Source organism: Flavobacterium cauense R2A-7 (genome assembly GCF_000498475.1).
Lineage (GTDB): Bacteria > Bacteroidota > Bacteroidia > Flavobacteriales > Flavobacteriaceae > Flavobacterium > Flavobacterium cauense.
Genome location: NZ_AVBI01000014.1, coordinates 149,498 through 170,132, shown reverse-complemented (window position 1 = coordinate 170,132; position 20,635 = coordinate 149,498). Strand labels below are relative to the sequence as shown.

The 20,635-nt window shown below is 38.0% G+C and carries 21 protein-coding genes; 7 read left to right on the top strand and 14 right to left on the bottom strand.

Going from position 1 to position 20,635, the window contains the following annotated elements; genetic code table 11:
• Window positions 1-76: 76 nt before the first annotated feature.
• The 6 genes from FCR2A7T_RS06885 to FCR2A7T_RS06860 all read right to left on the bottom strand — a co-directional run bounded on the left by FCR2A7T_RS06885 (window position 77) and on the right by FCR2A7T_RS06860 (window position 7,623).
• Window positions 77-3,013 (bottom strand): LamG-like jellyroll fold domain-containing protein, encoded by a 2,937-nt coding sequence (locus FCR2A7T_RS06885; RefSeq protein ID WP_023570560.1) that lies wholly within the window; start codon window positions 3,011-3,013, stop codon window positions 77-79.
• Between the two features lie 93 nt (window positions 3,014-3,106).
• Window positions 3,107-3,757, bottom strand: a complete 651-nt coding sequence (locus FCR2A7T_RS06880) for a LytR/AlgR family response regulator transcription factor (protein WP_035117704.1) — start codon at window positions 3,755-3,757, stop codon at window positions 3,107-3,109.
• Window positions 3,750-5,423 (bottom strand): sensor histidine kinase, encoded by a 1,674-nt coding sequence (locus tag FCR2A7T_RS06875; RefSeq protein WP_023570558.1) that lies wholly within the window; start codon window positions 5,421-5,423, stop codon window positions 3,750-3,752. Before FCR2A7T_RS06875 ends, FCR2A7T_RS06880 begins: the two co-directional genes overlap by 8 nt.
• 56 nt (window positions 5,424-5,479) lie before the next feature.
• A complete protein-coding gene (aat, locus tag FCR2A7T_RS06870; protein WP_035117821.1) occupies window positions 5,480-6,115 on the bottom strand; it encodes a leucyl/phenylalanyl-tRNA--protein transferase in 636 nt (211 codons plus the stop codon).
• A gap of 240 nt (window positions 6,116-6,355) precedes the next feature.
• Window positions 6,356-6,736 (bottom strand): DUF3127 domain-containing protein, encoded by a 381-nt coding sequence (locus FCR2A7T_RS06865; protein WP_023570556.1) that lies wholly within the window; start codon window positions 6,734-6,736, stop codon window positions 6,356-6,358.
• A gap of 11 nt (window positions 6,737-6,747) precedes the next feature.
• A complete protein-coding gene (locus tag FCR2A7T_RS06860; RefSeq protein WP_023570555.1) occupies window positions 6,748-7,623 on the bottom strand; it encodes a flavin reductase family protein in 876 nt (291 codons plus the stop codon).
• A gap of 162 nt (window positions 7,624-7,785) precedes the next feature.
• Between FCR2A7T_RS06860 and FCR2A7T_RS06855 the strand changes: the two genes are divergently transcribed.
• Entirely contained in the window at window positions 7,786-8,940 is a 1,155-nt protein-coding gene (locus FCR2A7T_RS06855; protein WP_023570554.1) for a sensor histidine kinase, read from the top strand.
• A 209-nt stretch (window positions 8,941-9,149) separates the two neighbouring features.
• Window positions 9,150-9,497 carry a hypothetical protein gene (locus FCR2A7T_RS06850; protein WP_051369519.1) on the top strand — a complete coding sequence of 116 codons (348 nt, stop codon included), beginning with the start codon at window positions 9,150-9,152 and terminating at the stop codon, window positions 9,495-9,497.
• Window positions 9,498-9,623: 126 nt separating this feature from the next.
• Here the strand turns inward: FCR2A7T_RS06850 and FCR2A7T_RS06845 are convergent, their stop codons facing one another.
• Window positions 9,624-10,013: an HIT family protein gene (locus tag FCR2A7T_RS06845; protein ID WP_023570552.1), complete on the bottom strand. Its 390-nt coding sequence runs from the start codon at window positions 10,011-10,013 to the stop codon at window positions 9,624-9,626.
• A 92-nt stretch (window positions 10,014-10,105) separates the two neighbouring features.
• A complete protein-coding gene (gene greA, locus FCR2A7T_RS06840) occupies window positions 10,106-10,582 on the bottom strand; it encodes a transcription elongation factor GreA (RefSeq protein ID WP_023570551.1) in 477 nt (158 codons plus the stop codon).
• A gap of 163 nt (window positions 10,583-10,745) precedes the next feature.
• On the opposite strand from greA, the gene FCR2A7T_RS06835 reads away from it, so the two are divergent.
• Window positions 10,746-11,174 (top strand): hypothetical protein, encoded by a 429-nt coding sequence (locus tag FCR2A7T_RS06835; RefSeq protein ID WP_023570550.1) that lies wholly within the window; start codon window positions 10,746-10,748, stop codon window positions 11,172-11,174.
• 61 nt (window positions 11,175-11,235) lie between these two features.
• On the opposite strand, the gene FCR2A7T_RS06830 is transcribed toward FCR2A7T_RS06835, so the two are convergent.
• The 5 genes from FCR2A7T_RS06830 to FCR2A7T_RS06810 form a co-directional block, all read right to left on the bottom strand.
• Window positions 11,236-13,398: a TonB-dependent receptor gene (locus FCR2A7T_RS06830; RefSeq protein WP_023570549.1), complete on the bottom strand. Its 2,163-nt coding sequence runs from the start codon at window positions 13,396-13,398 to the stop codon at window positions 11,236-11,238.
• A gap of 229 nt (window positions 13,399-13,627) precedes the next feature.
• The gene (gene arfB / locus FCR2A7T_RS06825) at window positions 13,628-14,029 is read right to left on the bottom strand and encodes an alternative ribosome rescue aminoacyl-tRNA hydrolase ArfB (RefSeq protein ID WP_035117697.1); all 402 of its coding nucleotides are present in this window, start codon (window positions 14,027-14,029) and stop codon (window positions 13,628-13,630) included.
• Window positions 14,030-14,031: 2 nt separating this feature from the next.
• Window positions 14,032-15,561 (bottom strand): DUF4301 family protein, encoded by a 1,530-nt coding sequence (locus FCR2A7T_RS06820; RefSeq protein WP_035117696.1) that lies wholly within the window; start codon window positions 15,559-15,561, stop codon window positions 14,032-14,034.
• Window positions 15,561-16,178, bottom strand: a complete 618-nt coding sequence (gene pnuC, locus FCR2A7T_RS06815; protein WP_023570547.1) for a nicotinamide riboside transporter PnuC — start codon at window positions 16,176-16,178, stop codon at window positions 15,561-15,563. Before pnuC ends, FCR2A7T_RS06820 begins: the two co-directional genes overlap by 1 nt.
• Before the next feature lie 5 nt (window positions 16,179-16,183).
• Window positions 16,184-16,894 (bottom strand): geranylgeranylglyceryl/heptaprenylglyceryl phosphate synthase, encoded by a 711-nt coding sequence (locus FCR2A7T_RS06810; protein ID WP_023570546.1) that lies wholly within the window; start codon window positions 16,892-16,894, stop codon window positions 16,184-16,186.
• Between the two features lie 99 nt (window positions 16,895-16,993).
• Between FCR2A7T_RS06810 and FCR2A7T_RS06805 the strand changes: the two genes are divergently transcribed.
• From FCR2A7T_RS06805 to FCR2A7T_RS06795, 3 genes are all read left to right on the top strand, one after another.
• The gene (locus FCR2A7T_RS06805) at window positions 16,994-17,590 is read left to right on the top strand and encodes a Crp/Fnr family transcriptional regulator (RefSeq protein ID WP_023570545.1); all 597 of its coding nucleotides are present in this window, start codon (window positions 16,994-16,996) and stop codon (window positions 17,588-17,590) included.
• A gap of 75 nt (window positions 17,591-17,665) precedes the next feature.
• Complete coding sequence (locus tag FCR2A7T_RS06800; RefSeq protein WP_023570544.1) at window positions 17,666-17,953, top strand: hypothetical protein; 288 nt, start codon at window positions 17,666-17,668, stop codon at window positions 17,951-17,953.
• 1 nt (window position 17,954) lies between these two features.
• Window positions 17,955-18,374: a group III truncated hemoglobin gene (locus tag FCR2A7T_RS06795; RefSeq protein WP_023570543.1), complete on the top strand. Its 420-nt coding sequence runs from the start codon at window positions 17,955-17,957 to the stop codon at window positions 18,372-18,374.
• Here FCR2A7T_RS06795 and FCR2A7T_RS06790 read toward each other — a convergent pair.
• Complete coding sequence (locus FCR2A7T_RS06790; RefSeq protein WP_023570541.1) at window positions 18,344-18,997, bottom strand: 4'-phosphopantetheinyl transferase family protein; 654 nt, start codon at window positions 18,995-18,997, stop codon at window positions 18,344-18,346. The genes FCR2A7T_RS06795 and FCR2A7T_RS06790 overlap by 31 nt on opposite strands.
• A 139-nt stretch (window positions 18,998-19,136) precedes the next feature.
• Here FCR2A7T_RS06790 and ahcY point away from each other — a divergent pair, with 139 nt between their 5' ends.
• Entirely contained in the window at window positions 19,137-20,453 is a 1,317-nt protein-coding gene (gene ahcY, locus FCR2A7T_RS06785; protein WP_023570540.1) for an adenosylhomocysteinase, read from the top strand.
• The last annotated feature ends 182 nt before the right edge of the window (window positions 20,454-20,635 follow it).

The following is a 20,635-nucleotide window of genomic DNA, read 5'->3' as shown; positions in this document are numbered from 1 at the left end:
TAAATACCGAGTAAAATCAATACTAAATACAGTACTACTAATAAAAATTCAACCCAATGTTTATAAAAGAACTTCATTACTGTTTGATTAATTTGTAAGATTCTGAATTGCCACTATTATCAAATGCTTTTAACAAGTAAACCCCTGAACTGAAATTTGAAATATCAACACTGTTTGTACCGATAGCTATTTTTTGATTTAAAACCAATTTCCCCACTAAATCATAAACTTCTACCACCAAGTCCTGCTGTGAAACAATATTGAAAACACCTGTGGAAGGATTCGGATAAACAGTGATTTTTGCAATGTTTTCAAAATCTGTATTTCCTAAAGTTGCGCAAGTATTACCCGTTGTAACTGTAGAACCCGATTTCCAGTTTGATGTGGTTCCTGTTAAAGCAAAATTCGTTAACGTTCCATTATTTGAATTACTAGAACCATCAAGAAGGGAAGTAACCGATGCATTGTTTATGATATCATTGCCTTGGTTAAACTTGTAATACGCAACTAAGCCTGTTTCAGAAGCTTGTATTTCACAGTTCATCGTGCTTAAAATATCTGTTGCATTTAAAACTTTATTCCAAACACGAACTTCGTCAATATCCCCATTGAAATATTCAGAAGCGATATTTCCACTACCAATTCTTAATTTATTATCAGAATTACGTAATGTTCTATTTCCAATGACTACAGAAGCTTCTAGATTACCATTCAAATACAAACGCAATGAATTGTTGTTTTCAAATACAAAAGTTGCATGGTACCAAGTGTTTGGTGTTAATACAGTTGTTCCTGTTACAAAGGTATCTGGAGAAGCACTAATTCCGGCACTTAATTTACCTGCAGCATTTACATCGATTTGTACAGACCATCCTCCAGTTCCATCATTTCCTCTTTGTAGAATACGATCGCTGTTAGCAGGAATAGAAGGAATTCTAAACCAAGCTTGATAGGTCTGATTTTCAGTATTGTTAGTAACAGCATTTGTTGAAACAACAAAATCATTAACCCCATCAAAATTCAAATGGGTTGCCGGAACGACATAATCATAAGCCGAAACTTGGAATTGAGCATTTGAAATTCCGAAGACATTTTCCCAAACTCTTACATATAAAACAGTTCCAGGAGTTTGACCCAGTAGAAGAATTTTAGAATAATCACCATTCCCGCTATTATCATCGCAGTTTACTAAACTTAAAGCGCCACAATTACCTGAATAAACTTCTAAACCGGTATTATAGAGTCCTGCTCCATTGGTTTCAATAACTACATTACCTGAAGCAGGAACCGTTACAGTATACCATACGTCTCCACCTTGGAAATTTCCACAAGTAGGCGCTGGAGCTCCTGAATTAGTAGCCGTTGTTAAATTTACATTTACTGGAAAATCATTAAATGAACTAGCCCCAACAGATAAATTGATTGCATTAGAACAGTTATCATTAGCCACAATTACATTCACTACAATTTGAGTTCTTGCACTTTCACAACCGTTTGCATTTGTTGAAGAAACCCAGTAAGAGGTGTTTCCAGCTGTAGTAGTGCTTGGAGTTGGAGCTGTCGTAGAACCTGTTCCTCCTGTTGCTGTTGTATACCACATTAATCCTGTTCCGTTTGTACCAGTTGTAGCAGTTAAAGCAGCAGCTGTATCACCTTGATTATAAACAACCGGAGTAGTCACAGCTGCAACTGAGGGAATTATTGAACCTGTAGTTACCGGCGAACCTGCTAACCAGTTTGATGTTGTACCATTTAATGCAAAATTGGTTAATGTTCCGTTTGGACCTGTTGTTGCATTTAATGTCGTTACCGCTGAATTATTAGCTAAGTCTACACCTTGATTAAATTTGTAATAAGCTATTAATCCTGATTCAGTACCTTGCAGTTCACAATTTTTAGAACCATTTAACTGTTCAGTTGTTTTTACTGTATTCCAAATTCTAACTTCATCAATGTTACCTTCGAAAATTTCTCCTCCAAAAACTGAATTACCAATAAAAGTTTGGGGAGATGTATTGGCTAATGAATAGCCAGATGGAACAGAAGTAGAACCTACTTCTACTCCATTACGATAAATTTTTAATGTTGTATCATCATAAACCATAGAAACATGAGTCCATGTATTTGCAACAATTGTTCCTGCTGCAGAAGAAACACCATAATAACCATCCCCTAGAAATGCATTCAAAGTATTGTTTATTACTCTAAAATTAAATTGTGTTCCTCCCCAACCGACATGGTTACCTACTATTGTTTTTGTTCCAACAACATTGGGTACTTTAATCCAAGCTTCCACTGTAAGAAAATTTGAATTATTTAATAAACTTGAAGTTGTTGTTCCTAAATTTACCACATCATTAACTCCATCAAAATTTAAATGCGTTGCAGGTGTATTGGGAACAACAGTAACCACAATTACCGATCGTACACTTTCACATCCTGAAGCATTGGCTTGTGACACATAGTAGGAAGTGGTACCAACAGTTGTCGTTGAAGGCGTAGGCGCAGTAGCGGAATAATTATCCCCAAATTGATCCGTATACCATTTTAACGTTGTACCGGTACCATTTAGCGTTGCTGACAAAGGACTTGCCGTATCGCCCTGAACATACGTAATATTAGTTACTGTTGGTCCGGTTGCTGGCATAGACGCATTGTTTGAGGTAATATTTACGGTCAAATCCACCCAAGACCAGCTTGAATACAAACCATTCATTTGAACGGAAGTAATCGGAATATAAGATGAAATATCTATTGTTTGTGAACCTAAAAAAGTTCCAATATTTGTCCCGTTAACAACTACATTGTAATTTCTATCTGCCCAAATACCACTATATCCTTGAGAACCTGTTGTAATGGAAGCACTTGTTTGACAAGTCGAGAAATTATTTAATGTAACAGAGGGAAATCCACTCGTGTAAACATCATCGTTGTAGGGCAAAGTAGTAGTCTGCCCAAAGGAAATTAATGATATCCAAAAAAAGGATAGTAAAAAGTAAAGTTTTAGTTTCATGCCTTTAATATTTAAAGTTTATGAAACAAAAATAGCAATGGATGCCCTTGAACTTTTTACTTTGGGATGAACCGCAAAAGTTTGTGGACGAAACTAAAAATCAAATGAAAAATTCCTTGAAATCGGCAATTCGAAGTCGTTGACTTTAATGGAAGAAGATTTTTTTTGGGTAACTTTAGCTTTGTTTACGACATAGGAACGATGCACTCTGCAAAACAAATCATTGTCTAATTCTTTGCAAAAGTTATCCAATGTATTTCGAACAGTTATGGTTTTGTTTGTCAATTGAATATCTACATAATTCTTGTCGCTTTTTAAAAAAAGGATGTCTTCAAAATACACCTTAACTTCGTCAAAACCGTTTTTAACAATCACATAACTAACCTTGTTTTTTATCTTAGCCAACTCAATGGCAGCAATCAAATCCGATTCTTTTACCGGCTTGGTTAAATAGGTTACCGGATTGACCTCAAAAGCTTTCAGCATGGTTTCCTTTTCGGTTTGACCAGTGATAAAGATGATTTGACTATTTTTCACAAACTCTTTTGCCCAGTGAATCCCTGTGTCTTTCCCGTGAAGGTTGATATCCAGCAAAATAACATCAGGCGTATGCACATTCAACTTCGCTGTTGCATCTTCAACTGTAAAGGCTAATTTAACATCCGTTATCTCATTATCGGCTAATACATTTTTGATGTAATTGGCAATTAAAACCTGATCCTCAACAATTAATATTTTAGGCATTTTCTATTGATTTTGTAAAACTTAAGTGAAACCCGTTTTCGATACTTATTTCAGGATGTACCGCTATTTGCTGACATAATTGTTGCACCAAAATTGGATGAATCGCTTTAGACTTGTTCTTTTGACCATTATCGGAATAATTGAAGGTAAACTGGTCTTGCATCTTTAGTATTTTAATCGTAATCGTTTTTATTTGATCTTCATTAAAAGCATATTTTATGGAGTTCATGATTAATTCTGTCACTAACAACCCGATATACATTGCACCATCTGAATCACTGACAATGGGGTCTACCATTAATTTTAAAATAATCTTCTCACTGGTGCATATTTCAGAAAAACTTTCTTCAATTTTTGCAAAATACACTTGCAAATCAATCGTTTTTTTATCCTTGGAAGCAAACAATTCTCTATGTAATAAGGCAATAGACTGAATTTTGGATTGCAATCGAATTAAATCGATATTTTCTTTATGTTCAACTTTGTTCTTTCTAATCGTTTCATTGATTAACAAACTGATTAATTGCAAGTTGTTATTCACTCTATGGTTCGTTTCGCTTACTAAAAATTCATTTTCTTTGTTTAGTTTTTCTAATACTTTTTTTGATTTTTTGATTTTTTTACTGTAAACCCACAGTGTTGCTAAACCTGTAAACAACAAAAGTAAAATTAACAGCAACAACAATTGATTTTTTTTTGATGTAAGTAGTTCTTTCTCCTTAGATTGAATGATAAAATTATTCTCTAATAGTTCATATTTCTTTTTATTGGTATAGTCATTCAATAAATCATTTACACCATTTAACGAATCTCCATAATACATGGCACTTTTATAATCTTGACTTAGTGCAGCGGTATTTTTCAACTCATTATAGCATTGTTGCATCTGCCATAAATTATTGATTTTTTTGGCCTGAATTAATGCTTTCTGATAATAATAAATTGCGGTTGTGTAATTATTTTCCTTTTGTTGATAATACCTTCCTAAATTTATGGAAACATCAACATACGCCATTTTAGTATCATATTTTTCGGCAACTTTAAATGCTTTCAAAAAATAATACAGTGCTTTTTTAGGTTCCTTATTAAAGCTTAAAAAACCAATTTCATTTAAAGTATAAACTATTATTGACTTATCTTTTATTTGATCTTGGTTGGAAAGAATAAAATTGCTCAACTTATTTATTTTGGCAACAGAATCTTGAATATAATTATAATATTCTGCCAAAAGCGCAATTCGCCTGTTTAAATAGTAAAATTTATATTCTGGGTTATTACTTTTTAAAAATAATTTATCAGCCTTATATATAAAATCATTAGCCAAATTTCTATTCCCAAGGAATCTTGAAATTTCAGATCTTACAACTAATATGTGAAAAAGTTCATTTGTATCTTTTAGTTTGCTAAATGTCTTTTCTGCACTATCAAGATAATAAAAACAACTGTCCGATTTCGCTAATGACTTTAAAACTTTCGCATATTTAATTTTAAAAGAAGCTTTTTTCTTGTAATCGTTATTATCATTTTTAAGTTCATTAAGTATTATTAGTCTTGCAGAATCGTATTGAGAATTTTCTAAAAAATACTGCAATCGTTTTTCAGAATTTCCCTGTGAAAATAAACTTTGAAAGGCTAATAAAAATGATATTACAGTTATTATTCTCAAGTGTTATAAATTTAAAATCCCATAAACATACTAAAATCTATTCAATTTTATAAGAATTACATTTTCAACACCGCTAAAAAATCTTCCCGATCAATTTCGCCGCATCCCAGACTTTCCAGATGTTCGTTGTACACCTGACAATCCAACAACAGATAATTATTCTCTTTCAGATAGTTCACCAGCGAAACGAAAGCAACTTTACTCGCGTTTGACACTTTGGAGAACATGCTTTCCCCGCAAAACACATGACCCAAATCGATGCCGTACAAACCGCCAACCAATTCATCGTTTTGCCAGACTTCCACGGATTTTGCGTGACCTTGTTCGTGCAGTTCGCAATAGGCAGCAATCATGTCGTCGGTGATCCAGGTGCCGTTTTGCCCTTCGCGTTTTATGGTTTGACAATTGGAAATTACTTCGCGGAAATTTTGATTAAAAGTCACCTTAAAGATCTTCCGATTTAGGATATTCCGCATGCTCTTGGAGGGTTTGAAATCCTCGGGAAACAACACCATACGTTCGTCGGGCGACCACCAGGTAATGGGTTCACCGTCTTCGAACCAAGGAAAAATACCGCTGTTGTAGGCTAACAAAAGACGTTCGGTCGACAAATCGCCTCCCACGGCAATAATTCCGGAAGGATGTGTTTCGGAAACGGGCGGAAACCAGAGTTCTTTACCTAAAAAATGAATTTGTTGCGGCACAACTTTACTGTTTACAAAAATTAAAATGATTCCTCTGCCAGCCCCGATTGAAGCGGCATCCTTTTTTCCGGTCATTGCGGTTCCCGAAAGGACCGGAAAAAGATACAGCGGAAAGCGGGAACACGGACCGCTGAAAAAGTCCAAGTCATTCGCTCCCAAACAAAAAAAGTCAAAAATTCGAAATAACCCGAACTTCTGACTTCTAATTTATAAATTCCGCCTTCTGAATTAGAACGGCAAATCGTCGTGTTCTTCTTCTTTGAAATTGGTTGCCGGTTCGAAAGCTTCGCTGGCTGGCATTGGTGGCATTTGTGGCGCACCTGCCGGAGCTTCTGCTTGTAATCTTTCGATTCTCCAACCTTGGATCGAGTTGAAATATTTGGTTTCTCCCTGCGGATTCACCCACTCTCTTCCTCTTAAATTGATGGACACTTTTACAGGTTCCCCAACGCGGTAGCTGTCTAACAAATCACATTTGTCCTGCGTGAACTCAATCATAATGTGCTGTGGATATTGCTCCTCCGTAGTCACTACCAACTCTCTTTTTTTGAACGTAGCACTTACTTGCTGTGCTGCGTTAATCACTTTTACTTTTCCTGTAACTTCCATCGTAATTTAATTTATTGTTTTGCTAAAAGCACTTTCCAGGCGGTCAGTACTTCGTTTTTATCTAAATATTCTTTGGCCATTTGGAATTTCTTTACCTCATCGTCTGAACTCAAAACGGCTTTAATCGCGAAATTCTCTTTTACAAATATAGCAATTTCTTCTTCGGTTGGTATGGCTTCGATGTTTCCTAGTTTACCCAAATCGTTACCGTCGAAAATCGGACTTTCTTTCACGAAATCGGGTACGGCATCCACACCAATTCCTAAAGTCGTCAAGGGTTTTTCCACTTCAAAAAGTCCCATGTTGGCACGGGAATACCAATTTCCGCCCATACGGGAAACCAAATCGATTTTGTGTTGGTCGATGGTTCCGTTGGCATCCAGAACTTCTTCGTTGATATGGATTTTCACCACTTCGCAGATGATTAGATTCCCTGCTCCGCCTTCGGTTCCCAGATGAATAATGTCGTTTACCTTGCACTCAAACTGTACCGGACTTTCGCCTACACGATACGGTTGCACTACGTCGGACGGCACCATGGTTAATCCTGCTTTTTCAAATTCGTTTACGCCATCTGCATATTCGGTACTGGATAAAGACGCTTGTTGCACGATAGCATAATTCACCACATTAATTACCACTTCGCGAGTCGCCTCAGCATTGATTAAAGTATGCTTGATGGTATTGTCACGCACGCGTCGTGCCGGTGAAAAAATCAGTATCGGCGGGTTCGAACTGAACACGTTAAAGAAACTGAACGGGGATAAATTCGGGTTTCCGTTTTCGTCTAACGTACTGGCAAATGCAATCGGTCGCGGACCAACAGCACCTTGCAGATAGGCTTGTAATTTCATCGGAGCCAACTCCTTCGGATCAACGCTAATCATATTGTGAAAAATTTTGACAAAGATACTTTTTTGCCCTGAAACTTCAGGCAATTTTCATCGAAAACAAATGTAAGAAAATATTTCAAAATAAAAATAAACTTTGGCTATCCCAAGAAACTTAGTACCTTAGCTACTTAGTAAATCAGCTACTCAAAACAACGTATGAACTTTTCTTCCGACAGACGCAATTTAATACGCTGGGTAATCATTCTGGCATCCTTCAATCTTTTGGTGCTGATTTTATGGAATACCTACACTTTTTTCCAAACATTCAAAAATGAAGAACGCCTGAAAATGGAGGTTTGGGCATCGGCACTAAAAACCGTTAACAACGCTGATGAAAACACGGAACTTGAATTACCATTGCAGATTTTAAGCAAGAACACAACCATACCAATCATACGGACTTCTGACAACGACAGCATTATCGACATGATTAATGTGGAAGAAGCGATTACGAAAGACAAGATCAAATCGATTTCGTTCCTGAACCGACTCAAATCGGAAAATAAACCCATCACGATTGATTATGCAGGAAAAAAACATTTGTTATACTACGGCAACTCGTCTTTAATCACAAAATTAAAATACTATCCGATTGCACTGGTTTTAATCGGACTGTTTTTCAGTGGCATGATTTTCAACTTTTACCGCGCCAGTAAAATGGCCACCCAAAACCGACTTTGGGCCGGTATGGCGAAGGAAACGGCACATCAGATTGGCACACCCTTATCATCCTTAATTGGTTGGCTTGAGATTTTAAAATCTGAAAACGTAGATGAAAGCATGGTCGCCGAAATCGAAAAAGACATTACCCGACTCCAAACCATAACGGATCGTTTTTCGAAAATTGGTTCGGAACCGGTTTTGGAACGCCGCGACCTGATTCAGGAAACGGAACAATCGTTCGATTATCTGAAATCGAGAACTTCCAAACAAGTTGAATTTTCCTTTAGCGCTCCGGAACATCCGATTTTAATTAAAATGAATCCGGTATTGCACAGTTGGACTATTGAAAATCTGGTAAAAAATGCGATTGATGCCATGAAAGGCAAAGGAAAACTTTCGGTAACGATTGAGGAAACCGATCGTTTTGTAAAAATCAAGGTAAAAGATTCCGGTAGCGGGATTCCGAAAAACCAGTTTCAGAGCGTTTTTGAGCCCGGATTTACCACTAAAAGACGCGGTTGGGGACTAGGCTTATCGTTAACCAAAAGAATTGTGGAGGAATACCACGACGGACGCATCAAGGTTGCGCAATCTGAAATTGGAAAAGGGACCACGATGCAGATTACTTTTAAGAAAGAAACGGCTTAGAATTTTAGTAGTGCTAAAACAAAGTTACTTAACAGCAACAGGAATACTAAATTGACCTCAAAATGAAAAAATATTTCTCTTTACTCGCATTAACCTTCACCTTAATTTCCTGCAAGCAACAAGCAGATTAAACTAAAATTTTAGAAACTAAAATTGACAGTTTAGAAAGCAAAATAGCCGAAACATACAAACCCGGGTTTGGAGAGTTTATGAGCAACATACAAATACATCACGCAAAACTTTTGTTTGCAGGGGAAAACCAAAATTGGGCGTTGGCTGATTTTGAAATAAATGAAATAAACGAAAATTTAGAAGGAATTCAAAAATATTGTTCCGAAAGAACAGAAACGAAATCAATTGGAATGATCAATCCGGCAATGGATAGTTTAAGGAATGCTATTTTAAAAAAGGATGAAAAACTGTTTCGGAAAAGCTACACAAATCTAACCAACTCCTGTAATAGTTGTCATCAATCCACCAATCATGAATACAATGTTATCGTGATTCCTAAAAATCCACCCTTTTCAAATCAGGATTTTTCAAACAAAAACAAATAGCACCATCCCAATTTTGTAGTGCAAAACTTGCAACACATTTACAGAATCATAAAAAAACGCAGATTCACAGATTTTATACTATTAATCTGTGAATCTGCGGTAAAGCAGAAAATCGCTATTGTACTATTATAAATTCTGATGAATCGCTTGCGCCAAATTCTCAAATTCCTCTTGTGTTAAACTCGTTTTTCGTTCAAAACGCATGTCGTCCATATCCTGAAGCGGAATTAAATGTACGTGCACGTGCGGCACTTCCAGCCCTACTACGGCCACACCAATACGCTTGCAGGCAACGGTTTTTTCCAAAGCTTTGGCTACTTTACGGGAAAATTGCATCAAAGCCAGATAATGCGCTTCTTCCATATCGAAAATCTTATTGATTTCCTGTTTCGGAACACAAAGCGTGTGTCCTTTTGCATTCGGATTCACATCCAGAAAAGCAATGAAATTATCATCTTCCGCTACTTTGTAACACGGAATTTCGCCGTTGATGATTTTAGTAAAAATAGAGGCCATGTTTATTAAAATTTAGAAATCAGAAGTTAGAATTTAAAAAAATGTCGGTATTTCAAAATCAGAAATTAGAACCTAAAGTTCCGGTATCTGATTTAGTCGCGTGAAATTTCTAAAATTTCGAATTTCAACACACCATTGGGCACATTGATTTCGGCCACTTCTCCAACAGATTTCCCTAACAATCCTCTACCGATTGGAGACGTTACCGAGATTTTACCGGTTTTCAAATCGGCTTCGCTTTCGGCAACCAAAGTGTATTTCATCTCCATACCATTGGTTTGGTTTTTAATCTTAACGGTAGACAAAACCAATACTTTGGAAACGTCCAATTGTGATTCGTCGATTAATCGGGCATTGGCCACTACTTCTTCCATTTTGGAAATTTTCATCTCCAATAATCCCTGCGCTTCTTTTGCAGCATCATATTCAGCGTTCTCAGACAAATCGCCTTTATCTCTTGCTTCAGCAATGGCTTGAGAAGCTTTTGGCCTTTCTATACTTTTCAGATGATCCAATTCATCTCTTAATTTTTTTAATCCTTCTGCGGTGTAATAAGATACTGTACTCATAACTTCATCGTTTATATAAATAGAAAAAATCCCATCGGAACGGGATTTCTTTCTACAAAGATATTGTTTTTATTTTATTTCAATTTTATCAGTGCATTACTGCATTTGTCAAAGTTAATTAATTTAAATTTGTTTATCAATTCTTTTACTAATTTATTTAAAAATGAAACATTTCTTTTTTCTCATCATATCGACCTTCTTATTCATCAGTTGCAATAAAGATGAAAATGTAAACAACAACAATCCTTATTTACCCAATTACCCTGTTAATCTGCAAATTAACACGAGTTTGCCGGCGTATAACGATTTAAATTATGTTTCCAATCCGGTTTACATCAACATTGCCGGTGCAGGAATCAGAGGAATCATCGCAATGAAAACAGGCGAAGGACTATACACCGCGTTTGATGCCGCCTGTCCTAACCAATCGTTAAGCGACTGTTCTACGATGACCATAAACGGAATCAATGCGGTTTGCCCCTGCGACGACAAACAATACAGTCTGTTTACCGGCCTGGCTGCGGGAGCGCAATATCCGATGAAACAATACCGTGTTTCCTTTAATGGGGGAATCTTAAACATTTACAATTAAAAAATCCTGACAAGCAAAAACTCGTCAGGATTTAATCAACCTATTTTAATTAACTAAACATTTAAAATTTAAGGGTCGCTCCGAGCATAACATTTCTGCCGGCTTGCGGATAATACCCTGTTCCTTCAATCGTAGTCACACTTCCCGGAGTAGTCCAATCGTCATCATATGTGTAAAAATATCCGTTGGAAACGTATTTGTAATTAAGAACATTATTTACCAATCCGTTTATAATGATGGACTTGAAAATAGATTTCGGCTTGATCTCCCAGTTTACCGAAAAATCATTTACCCAGTACTTTTTAAGTGCCGACATCTCCGAATCGATATTTCCCATGTACTGTTTCCCAACCACTTTTGTCAAGAACGACAACTGAAGCGTTTTAATCGGGGCAAAAACAAAAGCATTCCCAAAAATAAGGCTCGGAGAATAGGCGATGTTCGTATCGCCTAAATGCTGTAATTGTCCGTCTCTCTGAAACACAAAATCCTTGTTTTTATTCACACTCAGCGTAGCATTCGGGCGGATGATCAGTTTTTCCAATACCGTTACAGTAGCATCTACCTCTAACCCCAATCGATAACTGTCCCCGCTGTTCGCTCTTATCGGTGAACCCACATCATCCAACTGGCCGGTTAAAACCAGTTGATTTCGGTAAATCATTTCATAAATATTGACGTTCAATTTGGTCTTCGGTGTACTGTAGCGCCAACCCAATTCAAAATCATTCAGACTTTCCGGTTTCGGACTGCCGTTTTCATAATCGGTTCTATTCGGTTCGCGGTTAGCTCTCGCATAAGAAACATAAATATTGTTCTTATCGTTGATGGTAAATGTAATCCCCGCTTTAGGATTGAAGAAATTAAACGTATCATTCACCAAACCGGTTTCCGGAGCATTGGCTTTATAGTTTACGCGTCGGAACTGCAAATCTCCATACAAACTGATGTGATTGGTCATTTTATAATTTACTTTGGAGAATACGTTCCAGTCGGTTTTAACCCCGCGGTCATTGTAATATTTGTCTCCCAACTCACTTGTAGAAGCATAACGCGCCCAAATCACCTTACCAAAATGCAACCCGTCGTATTTGTTCCAGGCGCCGCCCATGATAACATCCAAAGAGGCATTTTTATAATTTCCTGAAAATGTTGCACCGTAAAAATCGTTATCGAGCCATTTCTGACGAATCAGATCAGTGGACGATTGCCCAGCTACTGGTTGCAATCCGTAATCGGAAAAATCGGCATCTTCTTTATAATTCTCATAATATCCTTTACCCTTGGTATAATGTACTGCCACATTCGTATTCCAGTTGGAATTGATTTGCTCGTTCCAATGCAATTGTGCATGATCTTGTTGATAATTATCGGTTTCATTATCGTAAAAACGGGTATTCCCGAGTTCATCCGTAAACATTCCCGAAGAATTAAAAGTACGATCATGTTCCAAGGTATAAGAATCGATACCGTTCCACGACTGATACGTTTTTTCCTTACCGCCAAAAACCAAAGCTTTGATTAAAGTGGTTTTTCCCACGTAGGTACCCTGAAGAAAATAAGATTTTAAATCGGAAGCAGCACGGTCAACATAACCGTCCGAATTAATTTTAGACAAACGCCCTGCCAATTCGAACTTGTTATTCATCAAACCGGTACTGAATTTCACGGTATGTTTGTGGGTATTGAAACTTCCGATGGAATTAGAAACCTCTCCGTTACTTTTTTCGGAATACGAATCGGTTAACATGTTCAGACTTGCTCCGAAAGCACCGGCTCCGTTGGTAGAAGTTCCTACCCCGCGCTGCAACTGAAGATTTTCCACCGACGACACAAAATCCGGCATGTTTACCCAATAGGTACCGTGCGATTCTGAGTCGTTGTAGGCAATACCGTTAATCGTAATATTCACTCGCGTTGCATCACTTCCACGCACACGGATTCCTGTATACCCCACGCCGTTTCCGGCATCTGTGGTGGTCACTACAGACGGTAAATAATTCAGCAACACCGGAATATCCTGACCCAGATTTCGGGCAGCAAGCTCCTCTTTACTTACATTGGTAAAACTTACCGGTTGTTTGGCATTGGCACGAACAGCTGAAACCAAAACATCGTCTAAGAGTTTGACTTTAGTCGTATCCTGAGCGGTTGTTTCCTGAGAAAAACCAAAAGAAGTTTGCAGTATGGCTCCTGCAAAAAGCACTTTGAATAAAATTTTCATTCGTAAAAAAGATTACAAATAAAAGGGGCAATTATTCTTTTAAAAAATTAATAAATGATATTTCCATGACACGAACGATGAATGTTTCGTTAACTGTCATTTTTCCCTTGGCAGCATTACCTGCCCAGGTTCATTGGGTATAATCTCAGCTCGTTATTTGGAGCACCCCTTTGAGACGGTGCAAAGATAAACCTATAAAAACCAATTATCCAAACGGATTTTCAAATAATTAGAATTTAGGCTTTTGACGGGATTGCTTTATATCCGACTGATTCCTCTTTTCTTTCAGTCGCTTTTCAATTACCGAACGCGGTATTTTGGTCGCTTTCCGGGGTTTTTCCACTTTCAGGGCGCCTTCAACAATCAGCAGAAAACGTTTGATTACAATTTCTTTGTTACGAAGCTGGCTCCGGTCTTCATCACAACTTAAAATCAAAACCTGTTCTTTGGTAAGTTTGTTTTCGAGTTTCGCCAAAAGCAGTTCCTTTTCCTCTTCAGAAAAAGCAGTGGAAATCTTCAAATCGAAAGACAATACCACTTTGGAGGAAACTTTATTTACGTTCTGACCTCCGGCTCCGCTGCTGCGTACCGCCTTAAACTGCAATTCCGACAAAAGTTTTTCCCTATTCACAATTATTCGTGCTGGTGGGCCGGTTTGAGTAGATCGTTCACTGTTTTCACCGGATTAAAGGTTTCCAGCGACACTTCCGCGAAAATAGTAATCCAGTTGGCCATGGCACCGTTCCAGAGTCCAGGAAGCTCGTAAGCCTTAATATCTTTACCATTTTTGGTTTTCTGAACGATGAAACCCGCATTATGGTTTACAAAGTCCGACAAATTGAACTTTTCGCCTTTAAAATTTTTCAGGCCGCACACCAAATCCACCGGGTTAAAATGGGTCGATTCTGAAAATATTCTCTTCTGATTCTCATTGTTCAGATCGATTTGGGACGACTCTACAATTTGAAGGGAAACCGTTCCATTGTCTTCGTGTACCCAAAATGGTCCGCCACCGGGCTCGCCTTCATTTTTCACCATACCGCAAACACGAATTGGTCGGTTTAGCAATTGAAACAATTCGGTTTTCTGATTATCAAGAGAGTATTTTGAAAAATCTTTTGGCAATACAATATTCAGTTTGTCGCTTACAAAAGTAATTAGGGCATCGAGATTGATATCGGACGAACGCTCGAGCATTTCGAGATGACTGAAAATATCTTTCTGCAATTGCAGCAATACGCCACCCAATGCTTTTTTATGAAAAACAATTTCCTCAAAATGATTGAAAGCCACATTATCGATGTTTTTGATAAAAACAATATCCGATTCGAGCTGGTTTAAATTTTCAATCAAAGCGCCGTGTCCGCCGGGACGGAAAAACAGATTCCCGTCTTCCAAACGAAAAGGTTTGTTATCCATATCCACCGCCAAAGTATCGGTTGATGCCTTTTGGAAAGAATAGTTCACCACAACATCCGATCCGATGCTGCTTACTATCGTTTTAAAATCTTCCAAATGTTCTTCCGAAACCGTAAAGTGAATTTGTGGTTTTCCGTTTACATCAGAATAAGTAACCGCTTCTTTCAGATGTTTATCGATAGGGGTAGTAATGGTATTGTCTTTTCTATGAAAAGGCAGCACTCCTTTGGGTTTATTGGCAAAATCAAACCCTTCAAGAGAAAGTAAGGTATTGATGAAATAATAGTACTTTTCATCTTGGGAAAAATCATCGTAATTGGCATATTGCAATCGGATTTCTTCCAAAACCATTTCATAAAACGGGAATTTTTCAATCCCTACCAAAAAAACGGAAAGTTTGTTTGCCTTCTGACGATTGATATAGGCATTAATGGTTTCCTCACCCAATTGAAATTCATTGATGAACTCAATCAGAAATTTAAACATTCTGCTGGCCGCTCCTGAGGCAGGAACAAATTTTTCTATCGAATATTTTTTTCTTTCTGTTTCAAAATAAGCCACAAAATACTCCACTTCTTCTTTTGAAAAAGTAAGAATCCCGTTGCCTATCTTAGCGGCTTCTTCCAAAGAAATTTTGGTAATGCCTTTTTCAAACATTTCGAGTTCACGACTGATTTTTTCCACCGTAATACCGTAATGCTCTATATAATCAAAATCCGATTCCGTAAAACCGTATTTCTTCATTAAATGCTCTTTTGCTGTACTATCCTTCTCCATTCCAAATAAGCCAAAACGGCTAATGCTGTAAAAATTAAATACTGTAACGACAACATCCCCAACCCTCTGTAGGCGTAAATGGGTGTTACGATAAAATCACCGATTATCCAAAGCGTCCAGTTCTCTATTTTCTTATGGGCCATATACCACATTCCTGTAAAGAAAATTCCGGAAGCCACAATATCTACATAATTTTCTTTTTTTATTTCGTAATTAAAGAATTTATAGATAGCGAAAACTACAATAATTGTGATAAAAAACAATGCAATCCCTATTATTTTTTCTTTAAAATTCGTTCGTGTTATGGGCAATGTGCTCTGATTCTTTCTTTTCCGAGCCCAGTTCCACCATCCGTAAACGCTCATCACCGAAAAATAAAGGTTGATGATCATATCCCCGAGATAACCGGCAATCCAAAGCAAATACGTAGTGATTACGGTTGCTATCAACCCTGTCGGGTAGACCAATATATTCTCTTTACGTGCAAAAATCACGCTGGCAATACCGCAAACAAAAACTATAAACTCCAAAACAATTCGGGCAACCGAAGCATCTTTATAAGCATCAAGAAAAAACTCCATCATAACCGTTACAGATTAAAAAAATCAGGATTGTCTTCAAAAGCCGTTCCGATTACTACCAAATCTGCGCCCGAAGCATACGCAGCATCAATTGCTGTTTTTGAACGAATACCGCCGCCAACGATTAACGGAATTTGTATGTTTTCCGACACTTTTCGAATCATTTCCAAAGGAACCGCATTTTTGGCACCACTTCCGGCTTCGAGATACATCATTTTATTTCCGATGAATTCACCCGCTTGAGCCGTTTGAACCACATAATCGGGATTTTCCCGGTCCAATGGATCCGTTTTACTCACGCGTTCCACAGCGGTTTGAGTACCGCTTTCTATCAGAATATATCCTGTAGAAATTACTTCAAGCTTTGTTTTTTTCAAAATCGGCACCGCATTCACTTGATGTTCAATCAAGTAATCCGGATTTCTTCCCGAGAGCAGCGTCAGAAATAAAATCGCATCCGCTTCGTTGGAAATCTGCGAAGGGTTTCCGGGAAACAAGATGACTGGTAAATCGGTTTTCTGTTTCAAACGAACAATCAGTTCGTCAATAATATTAGCTTCGACTATACTGCCGCCCACAAAAATATGCGTCGCCGGCGAGCCATTGATTTTATCTGTCAAAACAGCAACTTCTTCCAACCCAATTTTATCCGGATCGAGAAGAATGGCTAATAATTTTTGACCTTTTTGTTTGGCTGATAAAATCTCGTTATAAAGCATTTGTTTTGTTCTGTCTTAATGAATTGGTAAATGTAGCTTATTTTTAAAATCCGTAAAATTATAATGTTATTTTTGTAAAGAATCTTTAGCATATCCTTCATGATAACCGAAGAATTATTAGAATCTCATCAAGCCCTCCGAAAAAAATACACCAAAGGTGATATTATTTTCCGCGAAGGCGAATTGCCCAACCATTATTTTCAGATCATTAGTGGCGAAGTAAAGATGTGTAATTTTAATGATGACGGAAGGGAATTCATTCAGGGCATTTTCAGTCCCAAACAAAGTTTCGGGGAACCTCCTCTATTTTTAAACCGTTTATATCCAGCCAATGCAATAGCAGTTTCGGATTGCGAATTGTTTGTCTTATCCAAACCCTTATTCCTAAAACTGATTAACGAAAACGCTTTGGTTTCCATGGCGATTATCGAAAATCTGGCGCAACGGTTACATTACAAATCGGTTATGGCCGCCGAAATTTCTTCACAGGAACCCGAGCACCGATTACTGAAACTCATCGATTATTCCATTCGGTTCTTCAAAATTGAAAAAGAAAAAGAAGGACATCGCATCGACTTGACCCGACAACAAATGGCCGATTTAACAGGACTTCGCGTTGAAACCGTCATCCGGGCCATCAAAGCTCTGGAAAAGAAAAACGAAATTAAAATCATCAACCGGAAAGTTTTTCGTTAATTTTTTGCTTTATGATTTGAGTCATAAACCGACCTCTTCCCTCCGTCATAACTTTGTGAAATAAAATCACAAACTATGTCACTATATCAAAAAACACTTGAAGATTTTCAGAGAGGCTATTTAGGATTTGCTACCTTATCCATTATCGGACAAAGCTGTTTGGGCGGCGCGGCAGCCATGTACATTTTACAAAACGGAACCTCCTTTTTTCAAATGGTGCAACTGGCAATTATCGTATTGGCTTGCAGTCTGGTAAACGGTGCCATTTTAGCACAACAAAAACCCAAACTGGTTTTCAATTTAATCATTACCAGCGTAGTCTTAAGCGCCGTGATGATTATTTTGAACACACTGATTCTTTAGTATGAAGACCGACCTACGGAACAGGGATGATGTAGCGAAACTGGTTCATTCCTTTTACGACAAAATCAGAATTAATGAAGAAATTGGCCCGTTTTTCAACGAAACCATTCATGATTGGGACGCACATTTGGAAAAACTGACGGATTTCTGGGAAAGTAATTTGTTCGCCATTCGGAACTATTATGGGAATCCGCCTCAAGTACACGTAGCCGTCGATCAGAAATTCCACCATACCGTAAACCCGGATATTTTTGGCTTATGGCTGAATTTATGGTTTGAAACGTTGGAAGAATTGTTTGAAGGCGAGAATGTGGAAACCTTAAAATTCCGCTCACGAAAAATGGGAACCGTTTTCATGATGGCCATCTACGAAAACCGCAGACAAAATCCTTACGATTCGACCGCACAAACCAAGGTGTAAACTTGTTTTAACTCCCCGTTGGCATTGGCGTCGATTTCTTCAAAAATAATGTCGTAGTGCTGAATTACATTATTAAAATGTAGTTCGGCACTGCATTTTTTATCCGACAACTGAAACGGACTTTCGAAAATATGATCCGGAAAACTGATGCCCACTTCGTTTTTCAGTTTAAAAATCGCTTCCTTTATTCCCCACACCACCGTTGCCTTGCGCATTTGTTCTGCTTCCGATAAATTATCCAGATGCGAAACATCCATAAAACGTGGTGCGATGCGCAACACTTTGTCTTTCACCAATTCCAAGTCGATTCCGATATTGCAAGTACTCAAAACAATCGCCGAAAAATCAAACGAATGCGAAATGGAAATGTGCGTTCCGTCTTTTAAATGCGGTTTCCCAAAGGCGTCGTAATACAAATCAAAATCGCTATAACCGGCTTCCTGAAACAACATACGCACCGCCATAAATCCTTTTTGATGGCTCTCCGATTTCATACCTTCCAAACGGGCTAACGAGGTGTCTTTCAGCGAAACATTTCGAAAAAGTTCGTTGAAATCTTCGGTTATTTTCCAGAGAAAAACCTTTGCTGAAGGATTGATATCGATGATTTTAAAAAGTGGCATAGAGTATTTTACTGTTTTTCAAAAGATTAGAAGTTTAAACAAATCACAAAATAAGTCAAATGCTTTAGGAAATAAAAAGGAAATGCGTAAATTTGCAGTCCGAATTTAATGAAAAAATAAAAACAAATATACAGAATAGATGAGTACAACGACAATCCCATTTGTTGCCTACAAAGTAAAAGATATCAATCTTGCTGCTTGGGGAAGAAAAGAAATTGAATTGGCAGAAGCAGAAATGCCAGGATTAATGGCACTTCGTGCAGAATATGGCGCAAGCCAGCCTTTAAAAGGAGCGCGTATTGCAGGATGCTTGCACATGACCATCCAAACAGCGGTTTTAATTGAAACTTTAATTGCTTTAGGAGCAGAAGTAACTTGGTCTTCTTGTAACATTTTCTCTACTCAGGATCAGGCTGCTGCTGCGATTGCTGCTGCGGGAATTCAGGTATACGCTTGGAAAGGCCTTGACGAAGAGTCCTTCGACTGGTGTATCGAGCAAACGTTATTCTTTGGTGAAGACAGAAAACCGTTGAACATGATTTTGGACGATGGTGGTGATTTGACCAACATGGTTTTCGACCGTTACCCTGAATTAATCCCTGGAATTAAAGGTTTATCCGAAGAAACTACAACTGGCGTTCACCGTTTGTACGAAAGAATGAAAAACGGAACATTGTTCATGCCGGCGATTAACGTGAATGACTCGGTTACCAAATCGAAATTCGACAACAAATACGGTTGTAAAGAATCTGCGGTAGACGCTATCAGAAGAGCTACTGACGTAATGTTGGCTGGTAAAAGAGTGGTAGTTTGCGGGTACGGAGATGTTGGAAAAGGAACTGCAGCTTCTTTCCGTGGTGCTGGTTCTATCGTAACCGTTACAGAAATCGACCCAATCTGTGCTTTACAAGCGGCTATGGACGGTTTTGAAGTAAAAAAATTAGACACTGTTGTTGGTAATGCCGATATCGTAATCACCACTACAGGAAACAAAGACATCGTTGTAGGAAGACATTTCGAAGCAATGAAAGACAAAACCATCGTGTGTAACATCGGTCACTTCGACAACGAAATCGACATGGCTTGGTTGAACAAGAACCACGGCGCTTCTAAAATCGAAATCAAACCTCAAGTGGACAAATATACTATCGCCGGAAAAGACATTTTGATCTTGGCAGAAGGTCGTTTGGTAAACTTAGGTTGTGCAACAGGTCACCCATCATTCGTAATGAGTAACTCCTTCACGAACCAGACGTTGGCACAAATCGAGTTATGGAATAATTCTGCTAACTACAAAAACGAAGTGTACATGTTACCAAAACATTTGGATGAGAAAGTAGCAGCATTACACTTAGCGAAATTAGGCGTGGAATTAGAAACGTTAAACGCAGAACAAGCGGCTTATATCGGAGTAGAGGTTCAAGGACCATTCAAACCGGAATATTACAGATATTAATCGATTTCTAAACTTCTTAGAAAGTTAGATATTTAGAAAAACCCTTGCAGTGATGTGAGGGTTTTTTGTTTGCGAGACTTCCGAAACAAAAAGACAACTCCTTCCTAGCCCTGATGGGAGCGGTATCCTTTTTGGTGGCTGAGGCTCTCGAAGCCACTAAAAAGATAAAGCGTACAGCAGGA